Source organism: Vibrio sp. 2033 (assembly GCF_033339735.1).
Genome location: NZ_JAWOVC010000010.1, coordinates 78,543 through 97,945 on the forward strand (window position 1 = coordinate 78,543; position 19,403 = coordinate 97,945).

At 44.6% G+C, this 19,403-nt stretch carries 12 protein-coding genes; 5 read left to right on the forward strand and 7 right to left on the reverse strand.

Going from position 1 to position 19,403, the window contains the following annotated elements; translation table 11 throughout:
• Positions 1–72: 72 nt before the first annotated feature.
• From R7P74_RS14330 to hemL, 4 genes are all read right to left on the reverse strand, one after another.
• The gene (locus R7P74_RS14330) at positions 73–3,459 is read right to left on the reverse strand and encodes a hybrid sensor histidine kinase/response regulator (RefSeq protein WP_213973262.1); all 3,387 of its coding nucleotides are present in this window, start codon (positions 3,457–3,459) and stop codon (positions 73–75) included.
• A gap of 226 nt (positions 3,460–3,685) precedes the next feature.
• Complete coding sequence (gene rsmC, locus R7P74_RS14335) at positions 3,686–4,711, reverse strand: 16S rRNA (guanine(1207)-N(2))-methyltransferase RsmC (protein ID WP_025768200.1); 1,026 nt, start codon at positions 4,709–4,711, stop codon at positions 3,686–3,688.
• Between the two features lie 76 nt (positions 4,712–4,787).
• The gene (locus R7P74_RS14340; protein WP_031779035.1) at positions 4,788–5,873 is read right to left on the reverse strand and encodes an AI-2E family transporter; all 1,086 of its coding nucleotides are present in this window, start codon (positions 5,871–5,873) and stop codon (positions 4,788–4,790) included.
• A gap of 345 nt (positions 5,874–6,218) precedes the next feature.
• Complete coding sequence (gene hemL / locus R7P74_RS14345) at positions 6,219–7,514, reverse strand: glutamate-1-semialdehyde 2,1-aminomutase (RefSeq protein ID WP_005380032.1); 1,296 nt, start codon at positions 7,512–7,514, stop codon at positions 6,219–6,221.
• Between the two features lie 246 nt (positions 7,515–7,760).
• Between hemL and erpA the strand changes: the two genes are divergently transcribed.
• The 3 genes from erpA (at position 7,761) to vmeK (ending at position 12,437) form a co-directional block, all read left to right on the forward strand.
• Positions 7,761–8,102 (forward strand): iron-sulfur cluster insertion protein ErpA, encoded by a 342-nt coding sequence (gene erpA, locus R7P74_RS14350; RefSeq protein WP_005380031.1) that lies wholly within the window; start codon positions 7,761–7,763, stop codon positions 8,100–8,102.
• 105 nt (positions 8,103–8,207) lie between these two features.
• A complete protein-coding gene (locus R7P74_RS14355) occupies positions 8,208–9,323 on the forward strand; it encodes an efflux RND transporter periplasmic adaptor subunit (protein ID WP_318122928.1) in 1,116 nt (371 codons plus the stop codon).
• 9 nt (positions 9,324–9,332) lie between these two features.
• Complete coding sequence (gene vmeK, locus R7P74_RS14360) at positions 9,333–12,437, forward strand: multidrug efflux RND transporter permease subunit VmeK (protein ID WP_005380029.1); 3,105 nt, start codon at positions 9,333–9,335, stop codon at positions 12,435–12,437.
• Positions 12,438–12,501: 64 nt separating this feature from the next.
• Here the strand turns inward: vmeK and R7P74_RS14365 are convergent, their stop codons facing one another.
• Complete coding sequence (locus R7P74_RS14365) at positions 12,502–13,794, reverse strand: peptidoglycan DD-metalloendopeptidase family protein (protein ID WP_005386530.1); 1,293 nt, start codon at positions 13,792–13,794, stop codon at positions 12,502–12,504.
• Positions 13,795–13,924: 130 nt separating this feature from the next.
• On the opposite strand from R7P74_RS14365, the gene tyrS reads away from it, so the two are divergent.
• Positions 13,925–15,112, forward strand: a complete 1,188-nt coding sequence (gene tyrS / locus R7P74_RS14370; protein ID WP_318122929.1) for a tyrosine--tRNA ligase — start codon at positions 13,925–13,927, stop codon at positions 15,110–15,112.
• 418 nt (positions 15,113–15,530) lie between these two features.
• Complete coding sequence (locus R7P74_RS14375; protein WP_005380062.1) at positions 15,531–16,376, forward strand: magnesium transporter; 846 nt, start codon at positions 15,531–15,533, stop codon at positions 16,374–16,376.
• On the opposite strand, the gene dacB is transcribed toward R7P74_RS14375, so the two are convergent.
• Both dacB and R7P74_RS14385 read right to left on the reverse strand, forming a co-directional pair.
• A complete protein-coding gene (gene dacB / locus R7P74_RS14380) occupies positions 16,355–17,776 on the reverse strand; it encodes a serine-type D-Ala-D-Ala carboxypeptidase (protein ID WP_005380063.1) in 1,422 nt (473 codons plus the stop codon). The genes R7P74_RS14375 and dacB overlap by 22 nt on opposite strands.
• Positions 17,777–17,962: 186 nt before the next feature.
• Positions 17,963–18,985 (reverse strand): porin, encoded by a 1,023-nt coding sequence (locus tag R7P74_RS14385; RefSeq protein WP_005380064.1) that lies wholly within the window; start codon positions 18,983–18,985, stop codon positions 17,963–17,965.
• Positions 18,986–19,403 lie beyond the last annotated feature (418 nt).

Sequence of the window (19,403 nt, forward strand, 5' to 3'; positions counted from 1 at the left end):
TATCTCTAGGAAGGGAATACTCGAATAACAAAAAAGCCCAGCATGCACGCTGGGCTAGTTTTTTGATAAATATTAGCTGGTCAATAGTCGCTGTAGTTTATCTCGTTGTGCTTCTATGTATGCTCTCTCGGGGCTCTGTTCTTTGCAGTGTTCGAGAATGAACTCTATCGAGCTTAGCACCGTTCTCCAACGTGGTGTTTTGGGTAATGTTTCTATACGCATGTATTTATCTAAAGTGCGTGTTTGCAAAGTACTACGGTCTAGATAAACGCGCCACAAGCCACTTTGCTCTGCAAATGCGAACTTACTTTCACCCGTTACAGATTCCCAATACTCTAAAGCATGTGTCATTGCGTCTACTAGAACTTCTCGCATAAGTTCTTGCTTGTCTTTTTTATTACCGAGCGCTTTGTCTGCAAGGCGCGTAAATTCTCCGCCAAGCTCTTTTAGCTTTTGTAATTGGTCTTTGTCACCATCAAATGCATAACTTGAAAGCACTTCTACGGCGGTTTCTAGATTATGTATGCGAGCGGCACTGGCTCCACCGCCGACATTAAAGATGTACATGATATCTAACCCTGAACCTTCAGGGAGCTTAAGAATGTCTGCTTCGATGTTCTGACGAATATCTTCAATATAGATATCAATCTTGCCACAGTAATGAGGTTGTTTGACGGTTAGATATTTAGGGGCAATCAGCTCATCAGCAGATGAGCGCTTTAGCTGTTCTAAGCTACGCTTGAATAGCTTACAAGCAGCTTCGTTAGCAAAGCGAATACGCTTGTCTTCACGTAGACAGATGATTGCTTCAGGAGCCGATTCTAGCTGTTCCAACAAACGACCTTGAGTCTCAAGTAAGCTTGCTTCAACGACTGCTCGCTGTCTAAGTTCAGACTCTAGCACTTTGTTTTCCATATGGCGCATTTCTGCTTTGCTTGCCGTTAAATGCGCTTGGATACGTGCCGCCAACTCTTGTTTATTAAATGGTTTCGATAAATAGTCGTTGGCTCCTGCTTCAAAACCTCTTACACGATCTTCTGTTTGACTGAGTGCGGTGAGCATAATGATTGGCAATTCGGCATGATCATAGGCTTCACGTAGTTCACTACAAACTTGGTAGCCGCTCATGCCTGGCATCATGATATCCAATAACAGAAGTTCCGGCTTCTCTTGCTCGACGAGCGCTAACGTTTCTGGCCCATCGGAGACGGTACGCACACGATAGCCCTCTAAACGTAAAAAGCTTTCAAGCACGCGTAAGTTTACTGGTTCATCGTCAGCAACATACAGTAACGGGCCGTCTGGGTTCTCTGGAAGTGATAAGTCTTCACTGTTCTCTACATTAACTTCAGGAATTTGGAAGTGCCCGTGCGCAGCTAGAGTCTGGGTTGCTTGGATTTCTTCTTCACTGGCGAGCGGTAAAGTGAAACTGAAGGTAGTTCCGACCATTGGTTGGCTACTGACGTATAACGAGCCTCCCATTAATTCGATCAATTGACGGCTAATGGAGAGCCCAAGTCCTGCACCTTGACGATAACGGCTCGCGTCTTGCCCTGCTTGGATGAGTGGTTCAAAAATATGTTCAAGTTGTTCTGCGGGAATTCCTTGTCCAGTATCCACAACTTGTACGCGTACATGATCATCTACCACATTAGCGGAAATAACAATTTTACCTTCTGAGGTGTATTTAATCGCATTGCCAATCAGGTTATATAGCACTTGTTCAAGGCGTTGCGGGTCAGCTGATACTGCTTTTAAATCCGCTGGGACTTGGTTGATGATGCGGATGGTTTTACTTCCGAGTAAATGGCTAGAAAGCTCTAAAACCAATCGTGTTGCACTGCCCAAACTCACTGCTGATTTCTGGATATCCATGCTTCCATAACGCATTTTATGATAATCCAACAAGTCATCGACTAGATTAGCGAGACGCTGACCACTTTTAATGATGATATCAAGCTGATATTTCTGGCTAGCGGGGATCGCGCCATTGGCGCCGGACGCTAAGGTTTCAGCAATCCCGACCATGCCGTGTAACGGTGTACGAAGTTCATGAGAAGTCGTGGCTAAGAACTCATCTTTTAATTTATCGGCCAATTGCAGTTCTTCATTCTGTTTCTGAATGATCTGTATGTTGCTTTCTAGTTCTTCATTTTGCTTCTTAATGGTTTGAATCTTCTCTCGAATAGAGCGTTGCATTCGTTCAAAGCTTAACGCAAGCCGACCAATTTCATCTTTACGAACCGTATTAAAAGACGTGTCATCAAGATCCCCTGCAGAGACCTTTTCGGCAACCCAAGTCAATTTCAGCAACGGAGAAGTGATAAAGTTTGATAAATAGTGAGAAGCGATCACCACAAGGATAATGGCGATCAACATAGCGATAACGAATAGTTTTTCGAGTTGATGTATACGAGCGAAAGCTTCGTTTTCTGGTAACTGTACGACGAGCGCCCAAATCACACCACGAGTTTCAATCGGTGCATAAGCCGCGATGATCTCTTCACCTAAACCGTTTGTGTAAGTGCCGACACCAAATGCACCAGAGAGTGCTTTATCGATCACTTCTAAACTGTTCTTAATGTCGTCTTGTTTCGTGTTAATTGTGCGAGGTTGGTGATCATTTCCAACCAGCAAGGTGTTAATTGATGACTCTCGGTTGGCGTCTGCGGCTAACTTAGTGATGCCATTATTTGGCAAGCGGAACATGGCATAGCTGTGTAGATAACCTTGCTGAACAATTGGTGCACCTAGCCAAGCGACTGATTTCCCCCCTTCCAGCTCGAAGTCAGACACAATCACAGGAGTGTAGTCTTCGTTTACTTTTCGACGTTCAGTCACATCATCGGCGAGACGCTTGAAAGTTTTGCCAAGTGCCGAGTCTTTGTAGGGGCCTGATAACAAGTTCGTTCCGTAGTTATCGTCTTTGTTGATCGAGTAGGTGACGTTACCATTGATGTCTACCAGCAAAATGTCATTAAAATCAGAGCGCTTGAGGAGCTCTAAGTAGGCCCAATGATAGCGTTTATGTAAAAGCCGGTAACGTTCACTTCCTACATAGTTGGATGACTCGGGTAACGTTGAGGTTTTGATTTGGTCTCCGCTGCCCTCGATGTAGCGCTGTTGGGCGTTTTTACGAGACTCTTCAATATCATTGCCTAAACGACTAAAAGCATTGACGAGACCGTAGAATCGGCCACCACTGGCGTAAGCCAACTCTGAGCGCACAAAGCCCATGACTTCGGTTTCTCGTGCCTCAAAGTAGTCGATGATTTGCTGCTGTTTTGTATCTCGAACAGACAGTAAGTGTGAGGTGCTTTGTTCTTGCAGATCTTTACTGTGGGACTGCAAGAAAAAGATCGCAGTAATGGTAAGAGGTGTGATACTGAGCACCAGAAATGCGGTCATCAGTGTACTCTGAAGGCGCTTAAATTTCTGTTTTTTGTAGAATTTAAACATGGATAAGATTACAACTCATAATGGGCAGTTCTAAAACATACTTCGCTGCCGAGGTTCTCGTTAAAAACGGATAAGATGTTCAACTAGATAGAATTAACAAAATTAACGAGTTTTTTTTCTTTGACAAGAAAGTTAGTTGTAAAGCGTGCAGGGTGACGCAGTTTTTCTTATGAGTGTTGAATTTATGAGAAAAAATCGCGCAGGTTTGTGCCTGCGCGGGGGGAAGTTATGATTTTTTCGCGTAGTAGATAGAAAATTTATTGGTCTTATTTAGCGTCTCGCAATTATTAAACGCCCGCTCGATAATTGGTGGGTATTTTAAGAAGCTATTCGCGACAATCACCATTTCGCCGTCTTTGGTTAAATATTGTGGTGCCTGACCCAACAAGGTTTCCGCTGCGTTGTAATTTGTGTCTAGACCACTGTGGAATGGCGGGTTGCTGATAATAAAGCGGTAGTCTTTTGCGGTATCCGAGTATATATCTGATGCAAATACGCGTCCGGATAAACCATTCGCTTCTAATGTGGCTTGGCTAGAAGTGATCGCATAAGCATTAATGTCACACATCTCAATCGCGATCTCTGGATTCGCTTTCGCCATAAACGCACCGAGCACACCTGCACCACAACCAAAGTCGAGCACTTTGCCCGACAGCTTAGGTAAGGTTTCAAGCAGCAATCGGCTACCTAAGTCGAACTCGCCATGGCTGAATACGCCAGGTAGGCTCTTAACCGCTAGCGACTGCTCACCGAGTGTAACAGTGTAAGACTTAAACCAATCTGCTTGGTTGAAAGGTTTTGGTTCATTGAGGCAATTACCCCAGTAAAATGAGCAGCGACGAGCAGAGTCGTACTTGTTCACAGGGCCGTATTCTTGGAACATCTTCTCGATGCTCTTGATGCCGGAGCGGTTTTCACCAACGATGACGATTTCGGTGTTAATGCCCAGTTTCGCCATCAACATCGCCAGCAAGTATTCTGCTTCAGCTTTTGCTTTTGGCCAGTATAAAAGGACCATGTCTGCTTTTGTTTCAACATCAAACACAGAGCCAAAATGACTTTTCACCTTGTCAGAGGTTTGAATTTGGCGGTAGTAGCTATAGTTGGAAGTAAACACTTCAACAGACTCACAATGAGCCACTAACTCAAGAGGAAATAGGTCTTCAACTTCACCAGCGACTAAAACGTGTTTTCCGTTGAAGTATTCAAGTTGGCGCTGAGCTATTTGGCTAGGAGCGATATAAGCAGACATAAATTTGGTTCATCAGAAATAATTTGGGGCAGATTTTCGCACAATCTGCCCCAAGCTTGAAGTGATTAAGCGGTGACTAGCTGTTGTCTTGTTGGTTAAGGAAGTCTTTGAATTCTTCCTCGTAGATATTAAACAGTACCATGGTCACGGCAAAAATAAGTGGCCCGTAGATAAGACCAATCAAACCAAACAGATGCAGACCACCCAGTAATGAGAAGAAAATCATAAGGGTATTCATGCCGGCGCTGCCTTGCATTAGCAACGGACGTAATAGGTTATCTATAGAGCCAACGATAACTACACTCCACACCGTCAAGAAGATAGCCCAAGTCATATCGCCTGTTAAGAACAAGTACGCTGCTGCAGGAATCCAGATTAGCGCGGTTCCTACCACTGGAATGAATGATGCAAAGCCCATCATCGTTCCCCAAAATAACCCAGGGAAGCCTGCTAGCCACATACCGATACCGCCAGCCAGACCTTGAGCAATCGCTGTCATGAATGAGCCCATTACGGCTGATTTAGAAACTTGCTCTATCTCTGTCAATATGCGGTCTTCTTGGCTACGTGAGAGTGGCAGGATATGACGAATCGCAGAGATAATTTTGTCGTGGTCACGAAGCAGAAAAAACAGCACAAACAGCATTAAGAAGAAGTTCATTAGGAAGTTGGTTGCGTCTCCTAAAATCTTTGCGCTGATAGCGACTAAGTTAGAGCCAAACGATGTGGCAAATTGCCCAATTTTCTCAGCAATGGCTTTGGGCTCGATTTTATCAAAAGGTAAGTACTCATTAACAATCGCTAAGCCTTTGATAACGAAAGGATGTTGGAATATATCTTGGATACCACCATTGGTAACCCAATTATATGTATTTTGTGAGAAAACAGAGCCTTGCTGAACAATGGCGGCAAACACAAATAAAAGCGGGATAACAATAATAAACGTCAAGACGACACATGACAGCAGTGCCGCCATATTGGGGTGCTTGGGAATTTTCTGCTCAAACCATTCGTGTATCGGAAACATGAGCAAAGAAATGATAAAAGCCATCACAATGGAATTGATATATGGCTCAACCAATAAGTAGCAAGCAAAAGCAGCGGCGAGTAAAGCAACCATTAGTACTCGGTGACTCGACGTTATTTTTACATTATTTGGCATGGTATTAGTCCAACTTACAGGTGACGTTTACGGTTTATGCCTTCAATGATGGCGTGTAACCTTTATTACTTTGCACTCTTAACTCTTTCAAGCTTATGACAATGCCGAATTAGAGCAGGGCGATGTACCTTGCTATAATGACTACAAATCAGTCGGTTATCAATCAAGAGATGAGCTATGGGTTGTTGCAACGGTGATAAAAAGTGTCAAACCGAGAAAAAAGCTAAGCGAATACCGTGGTTTGGCATTGTCGTTGGGGTATTAGCGATATTGGTTATTTTGAATTGGCAATAAAAAAGGACCGTTACGGTCCTTTTCTAAATGCGTTATCGCCGTTTTTAGCGATTATTTCGCTTCTTCTGCAAGAACAGCAAAACAGCGGTCAGCAGCTTCTAGTGTGGCATCAATCTCTTTTGAACCATGAGCGAGTGAAGTAAAGCTCGCTTCAAACGCAGATGGCGCAAGGTAGACACCGTGTTTTAGCATTAAGTGGAAGAAACGCTTGAAGCGTTCTACATCGCACTTCGTTACGTCTTCGTAGCAAGTTACTTTTTCTTGGTCAGTGAAGAAGAAGCCGAACATACCGCCCACTTGGTTAACAACTAGCGGAATACCGTGTTTTTCTGCTAGAGACTTAAAGCCTTCAGCAAGTTGTTTCGTTTTAGAAGCTAGGCGCTTTTCGTTGCCTTCTTCTTTTAGAAGGTTCAAACATGCGTAGCCTGCTGCCATTGCGACAGGGTTACCGGAAAGGGTACCAGCTTGGTAAACTGGGCCTGTAGGTGCAACGTATTGCATCACTTCTTTACGGCCACCGAAAGCACCTACTGGCATACCGCCACCAATCACTTTACCCAGTGTCGTTAGGTCGGGTTTGATGTTGTAGTGTGCTTGCGCGCCGCCTAGAGCAACACGGAAGCCTGTCATTACTTCATCAAAAATTAGTAGCGCGCCTTCTTGATCACAGATTTCACGTAGCCCTTCGTGGAAGCCTTCCACTGGTGGAATACAGTTCATGTTGCCTGCTACTGGCTCAACGATGATACAAGCAATTTCGCCTTTGTTAGCAGCAAATAGCTCGCGTACAGAATCTAGGTCGTTGAATGTTGCTGTTAGCGTGTGCTTAGCAAAATCTGCAGGAACGCCAGGAGAGCTTGGTTGGCCTAGAGTTAGTGCTCCAGAACCTGCTTTTACTAGCAAGCTGTCAGCGTGGCCGTGGTAACAACCTTCAAATTTCATGATCTTGTCGCGACCGGTGAAGCCACGTGCAAGGCGAATCGCGCTCATAGTAGCTTCAGTACCAGAACTTACCATGCGGATTTGCTCCATTGATGGAACAAGCTCAGAAACTAATTCTGCCATCGCGATTTCAAGCTCTGTTGGCGCACCGAAGCTAAGACCGCGTTGCGCTGCATCAATTACTGCTTCGCGGATAACCGCGTGGTTGTGGCCAAGAATCATTGGACCCCAAGAGCCAACGTAATCAATATACGCTTTACCATCGGCATCAAAAATCAGTGGACCGTCTGCTCGTTCGATAAATAGCGGAGAGCCGCCAACGCCGTTGAATGCACGAACTGGTGAATTGACACCGCCAGGGATGGTTTGCTGAGCTTTTTGATACAGCTCTGATGATTTGGTCATGGGGTTATCCTCTTTTGATTGCTCGGACCAAGTGGAGCGCATTGTACCTAGCTATAATCAAGTTAGAAACGTTTTGCTTAATTTATGTGTTGTTTCGCAGTGTAATCTTATATATCCGCATCTGTTATAAAGAATCGGCGGCGAATACTTGAACGAGTTTGTCAGGTATTGGATAATCGTCTCAATTAGCACAAATTTGACGTCTTGCTTCAGGCTTGACGCATTACACGAGTGAGAGAGGTCTTCGTGAGCGAAGTAAACGTACCATTATCTTTTTCTGACGCAGCAGCATCTCGCGTTAAAGCATTGATTGCTGAAGAAGAAAACCCAGCATTGAAACTGCGCGTATACATTACTGGCGGCGGCTGCAGCGGCTTCCAATACGGCTTTACTTTTGATGAAAATGTAAACGAAGGCGATACGACAATCGTAAACAGTGGTGTAACACTGGTTGTAGACCCTATGAGTCTGCAATATCTCGTTGGCGGTATTGTTGACTACACAGAAGGGTTGGAAGGAGCGCGCTTCTTCGTAAATAATCCAAATGCAACGACAACATGTGGTTGTGGTGCATCGTTCAGTGTGTAATTAACACCTAACAGGCAGCTAATGGCTGCCTGTGCTTTATGTAGAAGGATGTCACGTAAAGCGCACGCTCGCAGATATGCAGAGAAATAATAAAAAGGACTTTATATGTCTGGACTTTCTTTTGGACGCCGAATTGTCGAGCGCCCTTGGCTAGTATCTCTTATCCTCGTCTTACTTCTTGTTGCATGGCTAACCATCGGCCAACTCAAAGCACAATATGATCATCCTAACTCTTCAACATCCACGAACACGACACCACTTGCAAAGGTGATGTTTGATACTTTTCTTGCCGAACCTACCAGTAAAACCATTGAATTGTATGGACGAACAGCGCCCAATCGTCAAGCGCGTCTTGGCGCCGAAGTTGCCGGTAAAATAGTCAGTCTTAACATAAAGAAAGGCCAAGCGGTCAAACAGGGACAAGTGATCGCAAACATCGATAAGCGCGACCTTGGCATTCAACTTAAACGGGCCCAGGCGATGCTGTTGGTTAAAGAGAAAGAGTTTAATGCAGCTAAATCGCTAAAAAGTCGTGGACTGCAAGGTGAGGTTGCATTTGCGACAGCGCAAGCAGCGTTGGTAGATGCACGTGCGAATTTGAGTAACGTGCAAACGGCTTTAAGAAATACTGAGGTTAAAGCGCCATTTGATGGCATCGTAGATCACCACTTTGTTGAGTTAGGTGATTTTGTCGGGATTGGCGATCCTATTGCGACGGTCATTGATTTGGATACTTTAGTGATTGAAGCCGATGTCAGTGAACGGCATATACAATACCTTAAGGAAGGCCTAGAAGCCGACGTAAGAACCATTAACCAACAGCATCATCAAGGTCGTGTGCGCTACATTGGACGTGTTTCTTCTGCTTCTACTAATACATTTCCAATTGAAATCGAAATTGATAATCAAGACGCAAGAATTCCTGCCGGTATGAGCGCAGAAGTACAGCTGCCTTTGAGTGAAGTGTTGGCAGTAAAGATTACGGCTGCCATGTTAGCACTAGATGAAGAAGGTAACTTAGGTGTCAAGACACTGCGTAATGAGTATGTTGAGTTTGTTCCAATTCAACTCGTTAAGGCCGAGGATGATGGTGTGTGGCTCTCTGGGTTAGGAGAGCGTGCAGATATTATCGTGCTGGGACAAGGTTTTGTGCGAGATGGTGATCAAGTACTGGCCAATAAAGTTGATGACGTAGTTGTTGAAGCGGCTAGTGAGCAGTAAGGAGCACTTATGTACACTCTGATTGATGCTGCGTTATCCCGCGCTCGCACCATGCTGACATTACTGGTGATGATCTTAATTGCCGGTGTCATTACTTACGTCACTATCCCCAAGGAATCGAGCCCTGATATTACCATTCCGATCATTTATGTTTCTGTTGGACATCAAGGTATTTCTCCTGTCGATGCCGAGCGTTTATTGGTTCGTCCAATAGAGCAAGAGCTGCGTTCTATTGAAGGCGTAAAAGAGATGACCTCTGTGGCATCAGAAGGTCATGCTTCGGTGACGCTGGAATTTAGTGTCGGAGTGGATCTTGATAAAGCGATGGCAGATGTGCGTGATGCGGTTGATCTTGCGAAGCCAAAGTTACCAGAGGACAGTGATGAGCCGACGGTAAACGAAGTCACGTTTGCATCTGAAGAGCCTGTTTTGACCGTTGTGCTCTATGGCACCGTACCAGAGCGAACCATTGTTCAGATTGCCAGAACGTTACGTGATCGTTTGGAAAGTTTCCGTCAGGTTCTTGAGGTTGAAATCGCAGGAGATCGCGAAGACATCGTGGAGATAGTTGTCGATCCGCTATTGATGGAAAGCTACGGTCTCGATCAAGCGGATATCTATAATTTAATTGCCTTGAATAACCGAGTTGTGGCAGCGGGGTTTGTCGATACTGGGTATGGACGCTTTTCGGTAAAAGTCCCATCGGTTTTTGATTCACTGAAAGATGTGCTTGAACTACCGATCAAGGTGAATGGCAAAGAGGTGATCACTTTTGGCGATGTGGCGACAGTACGACGTGCATTTCGCGATCCTGAAAGTTTTGCTCGTTTAGATGGCGAATCTGCCATCGTTTTGGATGTAAAAAAACGGGCAGGGGAAAACATTATTGAAACGGTTGAGCTGGTAAAAGAAGTACTGGCTCAGGGACAGAAGCGTGCCGAGTGGCCCGACAATTTGCAAGTTAAATACACTTGGGATCAATCCGACGATGTCAAATTGATGCTCAGTGATCTACAAAACAATATCTTATCCGCAATTATCCTCGTAGTTATCGTCATTATTGCCATATTGGGGGTTAGGACCGCGCTTCTCGTGGGGATTTCTATTCCAGGATCGTTCTTGACTGGGTTGTTGGTGTTATCGGTATTTGGGCTGACGGTCAATATCGTCGTACTGTTTGCTTTAATTATGGCAGTAGGCATGTTGGTGGATGGTGCCATTGTGGTGACAGAGTTTGCAGATCGGCGCATGCAAGAAGGAACGCCACGTAAAGAAGCCTATCGAGATGCAGCAAAGCGAATGGCCTGGCCTATTACCGCATCCACAGCAACCACATTGGCTGCGTTTGCTCCGTTACTTTTCTGGCCAGACATTACTGGTGAGTTCATGAAGTACTTACCACTTACTTTAATTGCTACTTTGGCCGCTTCGCTGATGATGGCTTTATTGTTCGTTCCTGTCATCGGCGGGATCATTGGCAAGCCTCAAGTCGTCAATCAGAAAGCTCAGCGAGAAATGGTTGAGCTGCATAACGGCAACTTTGAAAAAGCGACAGGCATTACCAAGCTTTATTACCAGACTCTGTCGGTAGCGATTCGTCATCCATGGAAAGTCTTACTCAGCGCGATACTGCTAGCGGCAGGTGTCGGCTTCACTTACAACAAAGCTGGCTTGGGTGCAGAGTTTTTCCCTGAGGTGGACCCTGCCTTTTTTACCGTTAAAGTTCGTTCTTATGGTGACCTGTCTATTCACGAAAAAGATGTTGTTATGCGCGAAATCGAGAAGGTGATGCTCGGTCATGACGAGTTTGAAAGTGTCTACACGCGCACAGGATCGAGCGATAATGGGGACGAGATTGGCCAGATTCAAATAACGCCTGTGGATTGGCAGTATCGACGCAAAGTGAAAACCATTATTGAGGAACTAAAAGAGACGACAGACCGCTTTTATGGTGTTGAACTTGAGTATAAATTCCCGGACGCAGGACCGCCTGTCGAGCATGATCTCGTGATTGAAGTGTCATCACGAAATTTGAGTGTTAGTGCGTTAGATGAAGCAGCCAAAAAAGTACGACATTGGGCTGATGGTAATCCTGCACTGACCAACTTGAGTGATACCACTAATAAGGAAGGGATTGATTGGCAAATTGATATCCAGCGAGATGACGCCTCTCGCTTTGCAGCGGATGCTACTTTAGTCGGGAATACCGTCCAGTTTGTTACGAACGGCTTGAAAATAGGCGATTATTTGCCCGATGATGCGGATGAAGAAGTCGATATTTTGGTGCGCTATCCGCAAGATAAGCGCGACATAGGTCGATTTGATCAACTGAGAGTGAAAACGGCAGCTGGTCTGGTACCGATTACGAATTTTGCTCAAATCAAACCAGATCATAAGCAAGACACTATTCGTCGGGTCGACGGTCATCGAGTTATCAATATTAAAGCGGATATGGTGGAAGGTTACAATTTGGCGCTTGAGTTACCTAAGATTGCCGCTGGAATGGAACAGCTCGACTTACCGGAAGGCATTGAATATAAGATTCGGGGTCAAAATGAAGAGCAGGAAAACTCATCAGCATTCTTGCAAAATGCTTTTATTGTCGCGCTTGGTGTGATGGCTTTGATTTTAATTACGCAGTTTAATAGCTTTTATCAAGCTTTCTTAATCCTTAGTGCAGTGCTGTTTTCTACCGTTGGTGTCTTCGCCGGGTTACTTATTTTCCAAAAGCCATTTGGCATCATTATGTCGGGAATTGGAGTGATTGCGTTGGCTGGTATCGTGGTAAACAATAATATTGTTTTAATCGATACTTATAATCAGATGCGTAAACGTGGTTTAGAAAAATCTGAGGCTATTTTGCGTACGGGTGTGCAGCGTTTAAGACCCGTTTTACTTACGACGGTGACCACCATATTAGGCTTATTGCCAATGGTGTTAGAAATGAACATCGACTTAGTTAATCAGAAAGTGGAGTTTGGCGCACCAAGCACTCAATGGTGGTCTCAGCTTGCGACCGCTGTCGCGGGTGGTTTGGCGTTTGCGACTTTGCTAACGTTAGTTCTGACACCGTGTTTGCTTATGCTCGGGAGAGAGCATCACTCCGAACAGTAAGCTTTATCGTGATGATATCGACAAAACAAAAAGGGCAGCTTCGCTGCCCTTTTCAATACCTGGCTTACTTCATTGCTAGCAGTTTGCTGTAGCGTTCAAGCTTGTCCATGCTAATTTTCGCGTTTGCCATGAAAGTTTGTCTCGCTTTGCCTGTCAGGGATTTAGATTGTGGCAAATTCACCGTGCGCGGGTTTTTATGGACACCATTCACAAGGAACTCATAGTGCAGGTGAGGGCCAGTTACACGGCCAGTTCCGCCAAGCGTACCAATGGTTTGGCCTTGCTTAACGCGTTGACCAGCTCGTACAGTACGTTTGGTTAAGTGCAGGTACTTGGTAATGTAAGTATTGCTATGTTTAATGAAAACGTAGTTACCATTAAATTTGTTGTAAGACGATTTTTGAACAACGCCATCACCAGCCGCCCAAATCGGGGTGCCCACTGGTGCCGCATAGTCCGTGCCTCTATGAGGACGAACGCGTCCCGTCACTGGATGTAAGCGGCGTGGGTTGAAATTAGACGAAACTCGACGGAAGTCCAACGGCGCGCGTAAGAATGCTTTTTTCATTGCACGCCCATTTTCGTCGTAATACTTGCCACTTTTCTGATCCAATATTGCGGTAAAGGTATCGCCTTGGTTTTTAAAGATCGCAGCAATGATTTTTCCACGGCCGATTACTTCACCTTCTACCACTTCCTCTTGGTAAAGTACTCGGAAGCTGTCGTTTTTACGAATATCTAAAGCAAAGTCGATGTCCCAACCAAATATGCCAGCCAGTTCCATGATTTGGTTACCATTTAATCCAGAAGATATTCCTGCATTCCAAAAGTTTGATTTGATGGTGGCTTCAGCGTAGTTGTACTGGAAGTCGACTTCTTTTTTATCAACTTCAGAAACGTACTTGCCGTCTTTTAATGTGATACGAAAAGTCTCGAACGCGCTTAGTGTTCTTCTTAGCTGCACCAAGTCGTTATTTTCGTCAAAACCAAATTGCAATCGGTCACCAGGTCGAAGCCGAGTTAACTGTTTTTCCACTTCTTTGTCTGATGACACCAGTTCATGTAATAGACGAGCAGAAAGCCCGACGCGACTAAATAAGATGGCAGCACTCTCGCCATTTTTTACCTTGTATGTCTCCCAGCGCAGCACGGCGGGAACCGCAGGCGATGAACTATTTAGTGCACTGAGTTCGAGGGAAACTGGCACAGGATAATGTTGACCAACTTTTAATCGGCTCTGCTGCGGGTCTAGGTCTTGCGGATCAGGTAAAAAGAAGAGCGCGAAGATAATCAGCGCACTAAAAAAACCGATCAATACTTTGTGCAAGAGTGGAAGTCGGACAAAAATCGAATGCATGAGGTACTTGATTGCTAAATTAAACGGAAAAAGTGACAACTACCTAGTCTAACGTGTTTCAAAATGCATCGCTATTCAAGTAATATGTTCAGCTATTATATTTTTGCCAAATCTGTGGGAGTGAACAAGAATGGCGAGCATTGAAGCTGCACTAGCCGAGATTAAGCGCGGTGTTGAAGAGCTGATTCCAGAAGAAGAGCTAATCGCAAAACTAAAAGAAGACCGTCCTCTACGTATTAAATTGGGCGCTGATCCAACAGCACCTGACATTCACCTAGGCCATACGGTTATTTTCAATAAGCTTCGCTTGTTCCAAGAACTAGGTCATGAAGTGACGTTCCTAATCGGTGACTTCACTGCAATGGTTGGTGACCCAACAGGTAAAAACACAACTCGTCCACCGCTAAGTCGTGAAGACGTATTGCGTAACGCTGAAACGTACAAAGAGCAAGTGTTCAAAATTCTCGATCCTGCAAAGACTAAAATTCAGTTTAACTCTGAGTGGCTGTCTGAACTGGGCGCAGAAGGTATGATTCGCCTTGCGGCAAACCAAACCGTTGCTCGTATGCTAGAGCGTGACGACTTTAAAAAGCGTTACGCGGGTGGTCAGCCAATTGCTATTCATGAGTTCATGTACCCACTTCTACAAGGTTGGGACTCAGTAGCAATGGAAACGGATGTTGAATTAGGTGGTACAGACCAGAAGTTCAACCTTCTAATGGGTCGTGAACTGCAAAAGTCTCACGGTCAAAAACCTCAGGTTGTACTGATGATGCCGCTTCTAGTGGGCCTTGATGGCGAGAAGAAGATGTCTAAGTCAGCAAACAACTACATCGGTATCAGCGAAGCGCCAAGCGAAATGTTTGGTAAAACCATGTCTATTTCTGATGACCTAATGTGGAGCTACTACGAGCTGCTCTCTTTCCGTCCTCTGGAAGAGATTGCTCAATTCAAAGCTGATGTAGAAGCGGGCAAAAACCCTCGTGACATCAAAGTATTGCTAGCAAAAGAAATTATTGCTCGTTTCCACAGTGAAGCCGATGCCGATGCAGCAGAGCAAGAGTTCGTAAACCGTTTTGCGAAGAACCAAATTCCTGATGAAATGCCAGAGTTTGACTTTGACGCAGGTCGCCCAGTGAGTAATCTGTTGAAAGAAGCAGGCTTATGTCCATCATCGTCAGATGCGATGCGCATGGTTAAGCAGGGCGCTGTGAAGATTGATGGTGAAAAAATTGCGGACAGCAAATTTGCTCCAGAAGCGGGTACTTATGTGTTCCAAGTAGGCAAACGTAAATTTGCTCGTATTACTATTCAGTAATTCATAATGACTGCAAATGAAAGCGTCCGAAGGGCGCTTTTTTTGTATGAAAATATAGCAAAAACGGCAAAGTAAAACTTCCATACCTGATGAACTTTGCTACTATACTTGCGCTGCCAATAATGGCAGCGCTATCGGAGATTTACATGAACAATACCGACCATCCTCCCAGTCGTTGGGTGAGTAAGATTAAGGGAGCGAAATAACCCGCTTCGGTATTGGCGATCTCCGCCTTACCTAAGTGGTGAGGCATCTTTTCTAATTTTCTTCTCGTTATTTCCTTCATACATTCTGAATAGACAGTGCATTCGCATTGGTTTTCTCTGTGCATCTTAATTGTTGTCTGACTTTTAGCGTGCAAGAGTGGCTTTTCATGCTTTGTCGATGGTCGTTACCAATGCCAATCGGGAGATTCGCCATGACGGTAATGAACAACACTTTTATTGAAACAACACCAAACTTTTCTGAAGTAGAAATTGGTGCAGCTCGCAATGCATTCTTGCAGTACGAGCAAGAGCAACAAGTCCATTTGCTTACGGTTATGCCGATTGATGAGGCTGTAGGTATTTTACAGCATTGCTCTGTCGGCTATGTGAATAGTCTTATTGCTCAACTTGAGCAAGCAGGTCATGACAAACGCGCACGTCATTATGCTCACCAACTGGGTCTGCATATGTCTGAAGTTGATACACCCGATGGTTATTTATCAACTAGTGTTTTAGGGCATGTAAAACAGCGTATTGGATGGATCATTGCGCTGGCTCTTTTAGGGATAGTGTCAGGCTTGATCATCGCTCAGTATGAGGACACCCTTAGTCAGCTTGTTTTACTTGCAGTGTACATGCCAGTGATTGCAGCTGCTGGTGGTAACACAGGAACACAAGCAGCAACTTTGGTGATTCGTGCTCTTGCTACTGGAGAGTTAAAAAAACGCCAATGGTTAGAAGTTTTGTGGAAAGAGAGCCGAGTCGCTCTATTTATTGCGCTAGCGATCGCTATCGTGATGATTGGACGCATTATGTTATTTAGTGCAGGACAATCAACAGGAGGCTTTGAACTGACCGATATCGCACTGGCAATAGCAGTTGCGCTGTTCATTCAAGTCACCATTTCTACAACATTGGGCGGGCTGTTGCCAATTATTGCACGAGCTTGCAAGTTGGACCCAGCCGTATTGGTGAGTCCAGTTCTTGCGTCTATCGTCGATATTTCAGGAATGTGGATTTACTTTAACGTGGTGAACTATTTCTTAGGTATTGCCTGACTAAAGTTCACAATGTCATTGTAAAAAAGCTGCTCAAAATGTGTAATCGGGGCGATGACAGGTGTGTTGTCGTCCCTTTTTTCTGGGAAGTAGTCTGAAACAAACTGAACAAAAATGGTGTTAGGTTGACCATTTTTGTCCAAGCCATATCCAGCCATATTGTAAGTCCCGTAGATAGAGCCACTTTTCGCGATCAGCTGTCCTTTAATTGGAAGTTTTCGCATACTTTGTCGGTACTTTAATGTGCCGGATTCACCTGATTTCGGCATGATGGCAATCAATTTGAGTTCGTTTTCATGCTTCCAAATATAGCGCAGCATTTCAGCCATCTTGGTCGCGGAGATCCGGTTATTTCGCGAAAGTCCTGAGCCGTCTTCTAGGCGCGCATTACGAATATCAATACCAGTGTTGGCGAAAATGATCTGCTTGATCGCTTCTGTACCGTTAGTAAAACTGCCTGGCTGAACGAAAAATTTAGCACCAAGTGTTTTGGTTAATGTGTCGGCAATCAAGTTGTCAGAGTTTTTGAGCATATCTTCGAGAATGTCTGGTAAGGCTTTTGATTGATGCATTGCGATGAGTTTTCGCTGCTTTTCTGGCGCCGTACCGACCCTAATCTGTCCTGATACCCCAATGTTGAGCTCCTTGAGCAAAGCCGCCAACCTTTGACTGGTGTAACGCTCAGGGTCTTGAACCGCAAATTTCAGTGGCAATGGTTTGTCTCTTTCAACCAAGCACCCTGTTAGCTTGTAGTTGTTATCGGGATTTGCAACTAAACCTAAGTCACAATGACGACTTTTCTTAATGGTTTTAGAAACTGTTTCTACGGTACTTGTGACACGAATAGGTTGATGCTCTGGTACGTAGACCCGCGTTCCACCATCTTTTTGTGTATAGATAGAGGCTTGTACACAGTTGTTATTGAGTGTGATGGTCGATGCCGGAGCGCTGTAGCAAACTCCCAAGATATCCCACGGCCAGCCCACCGCACGGTTATAACCAGTGAATGCGCTGTTATCGAGCCATAGGTCACCGTTAATCCGTTTTAAGCCATTTTTCTTAGCTAGAGTGAGAAGTGATTTTAAGTCGTTGGTTTGGAGTGTTGGGTCGCCGACAAAGTAAATCACTGCATCTGAGTTCGACGTTTCCAGCTTGGTTCGAAACCGGAAATTATCACCCAGTTCTAGCTTTGCGGCTAATGCGGTGACGATTTTTAATGTACTCGCTGGTGGGAACAGTTGTTCGGTAGGATGAACACCGTCAAGCTCAGCATTTTCACTGAGTTTTTCCGCAACTAAACTGATGCGGGCGCCTTCAGGCAACACCTCTTGATGAGGGTACGCTTGTGAAAAAGCAGAAAGTAATGAAGAGAATATGAGCAAGGGCCAACGTAAACGCATAATGATACTTTCTAAGGTGAGTTATGTGATTGAGTATACGCAAGTCCTTTCAATATGCTAGGTAACTAAAGAAATGCTTCAAATGTCTTCATGAATGAGACACGAGAGAAAGGCGCGCTGCTTAAAATGAAGTATAAAAAATGCCCGCTTAAAGCGGGCATTCGATATTCTAGTCAAAGACCGGAATTAGAAGTCGTAACGTAGACCTAGAGCTAGCTCGTCTTCAGCATCGATCTTAGTTGCAACTGTTTTGCTCGTGTCAGTTGAACCAAACTTGTCACCTGCATCAATCAGGTTGAAGTTGTAAGAAATGTAACCACGGAAGTTAGGCTTGAAGTAGTAAGAAGCATCAACAGCGAAGTTGTTTGCAGAAGTTTCGTTGTTAGTTTCTGCATTGTTGTATGATGTTGTAAATACTGTTTGGCCTAGAGTGTAAGCACCCGCTAGCTCGTAACCAGTGTAATCAACTGTGTTACTGTTGTTTGAATCTTCCATTTTCTCGCCGTCAGTGAATACACCAGCGAAGTAAAGATCAGACATTGTGTAAGATGCAGCTAGCATGTACTCGTTAGCTTTGTCTTGATCTGCGTAACCAGCACCTAGCTCAAGACCAGTGTCAGCTAGAGCGTAGATTGCAGATAGAGAGTAACCGTCTTGTTTGTTGTCGTAGTACTCACCAGTGTTTTTGTTTTCCATACGATCAGCGAAGCGGTAGCTTGCTTTTACGCTTAGGTTTTCAAACTGGCCTTTGTAAGCCATCATGTTGTCTGTACGGTCTGATACAGCTAGTTTGTCTGCTGCAGAGTTACCGTGGTAAGCCATGATATCTGTGAAGTCAGTGATAACGCCTAGTGCACCTTCAGTTTTACCGTATGCGAACTCACCGTAAGCACCGCCAAGACCAGCGTAAGCAAGACGAGTTTCTAGATCGCTCTTGTCGTCGCCGTCTACAGTACCGTTTTGAGCAGTCTCAAATTCACCTTCCCAGAAACCAACACCGTATAGGTTGTCATTGATTTCTTGTTTACCAAGGAAGTTTAGACGGATGCGAGATTTGTCTTGAGCGTCGCCATCTTTCATAGATAGACGTGCTTCAGCACGGCCGCCCATTTCTAGAGAAGTACCGTCTTGGTTGTAAAGTTCAGCTGCGTTTACGCCAGTTGCCATAGCTGCTGCAGATACAGAAAGAGCAATTAGAGTCTTTTTCATCTTATTTGTCCTAGTTAGCTGTCCATAATCATTGTTGTATGGGGGAGAGGTGATCTCTCACAAGTTGTTGGTCCAAAATTGGCTAATTGAGCGATATAGTTCGCACTTGTAAGCCATTGATCTAACAACTCGCTGGACATGTTTTACTGCTAAAGTTTCCGTATGAGTTAGTAAAATGATATAAATCCCACTGATGAACACTGTTCAATTGTGCGTTGTTTTTATTTAAATTACTGTTTTTTATTGAAATTATTGGCAATGACATTGGCCTGACATTGATTAGTTTTTATCTTTTTTGAGGTTTTTGGTGTAATGAACAGTGTTGTTTTTCAATAAATTGAGAAGGTGATTCGCCCTAGAACCGCTCTAAAAGTGAGTTATATCATTATGCCGAAAAGGCATAGTCTTGCTGTCTTTC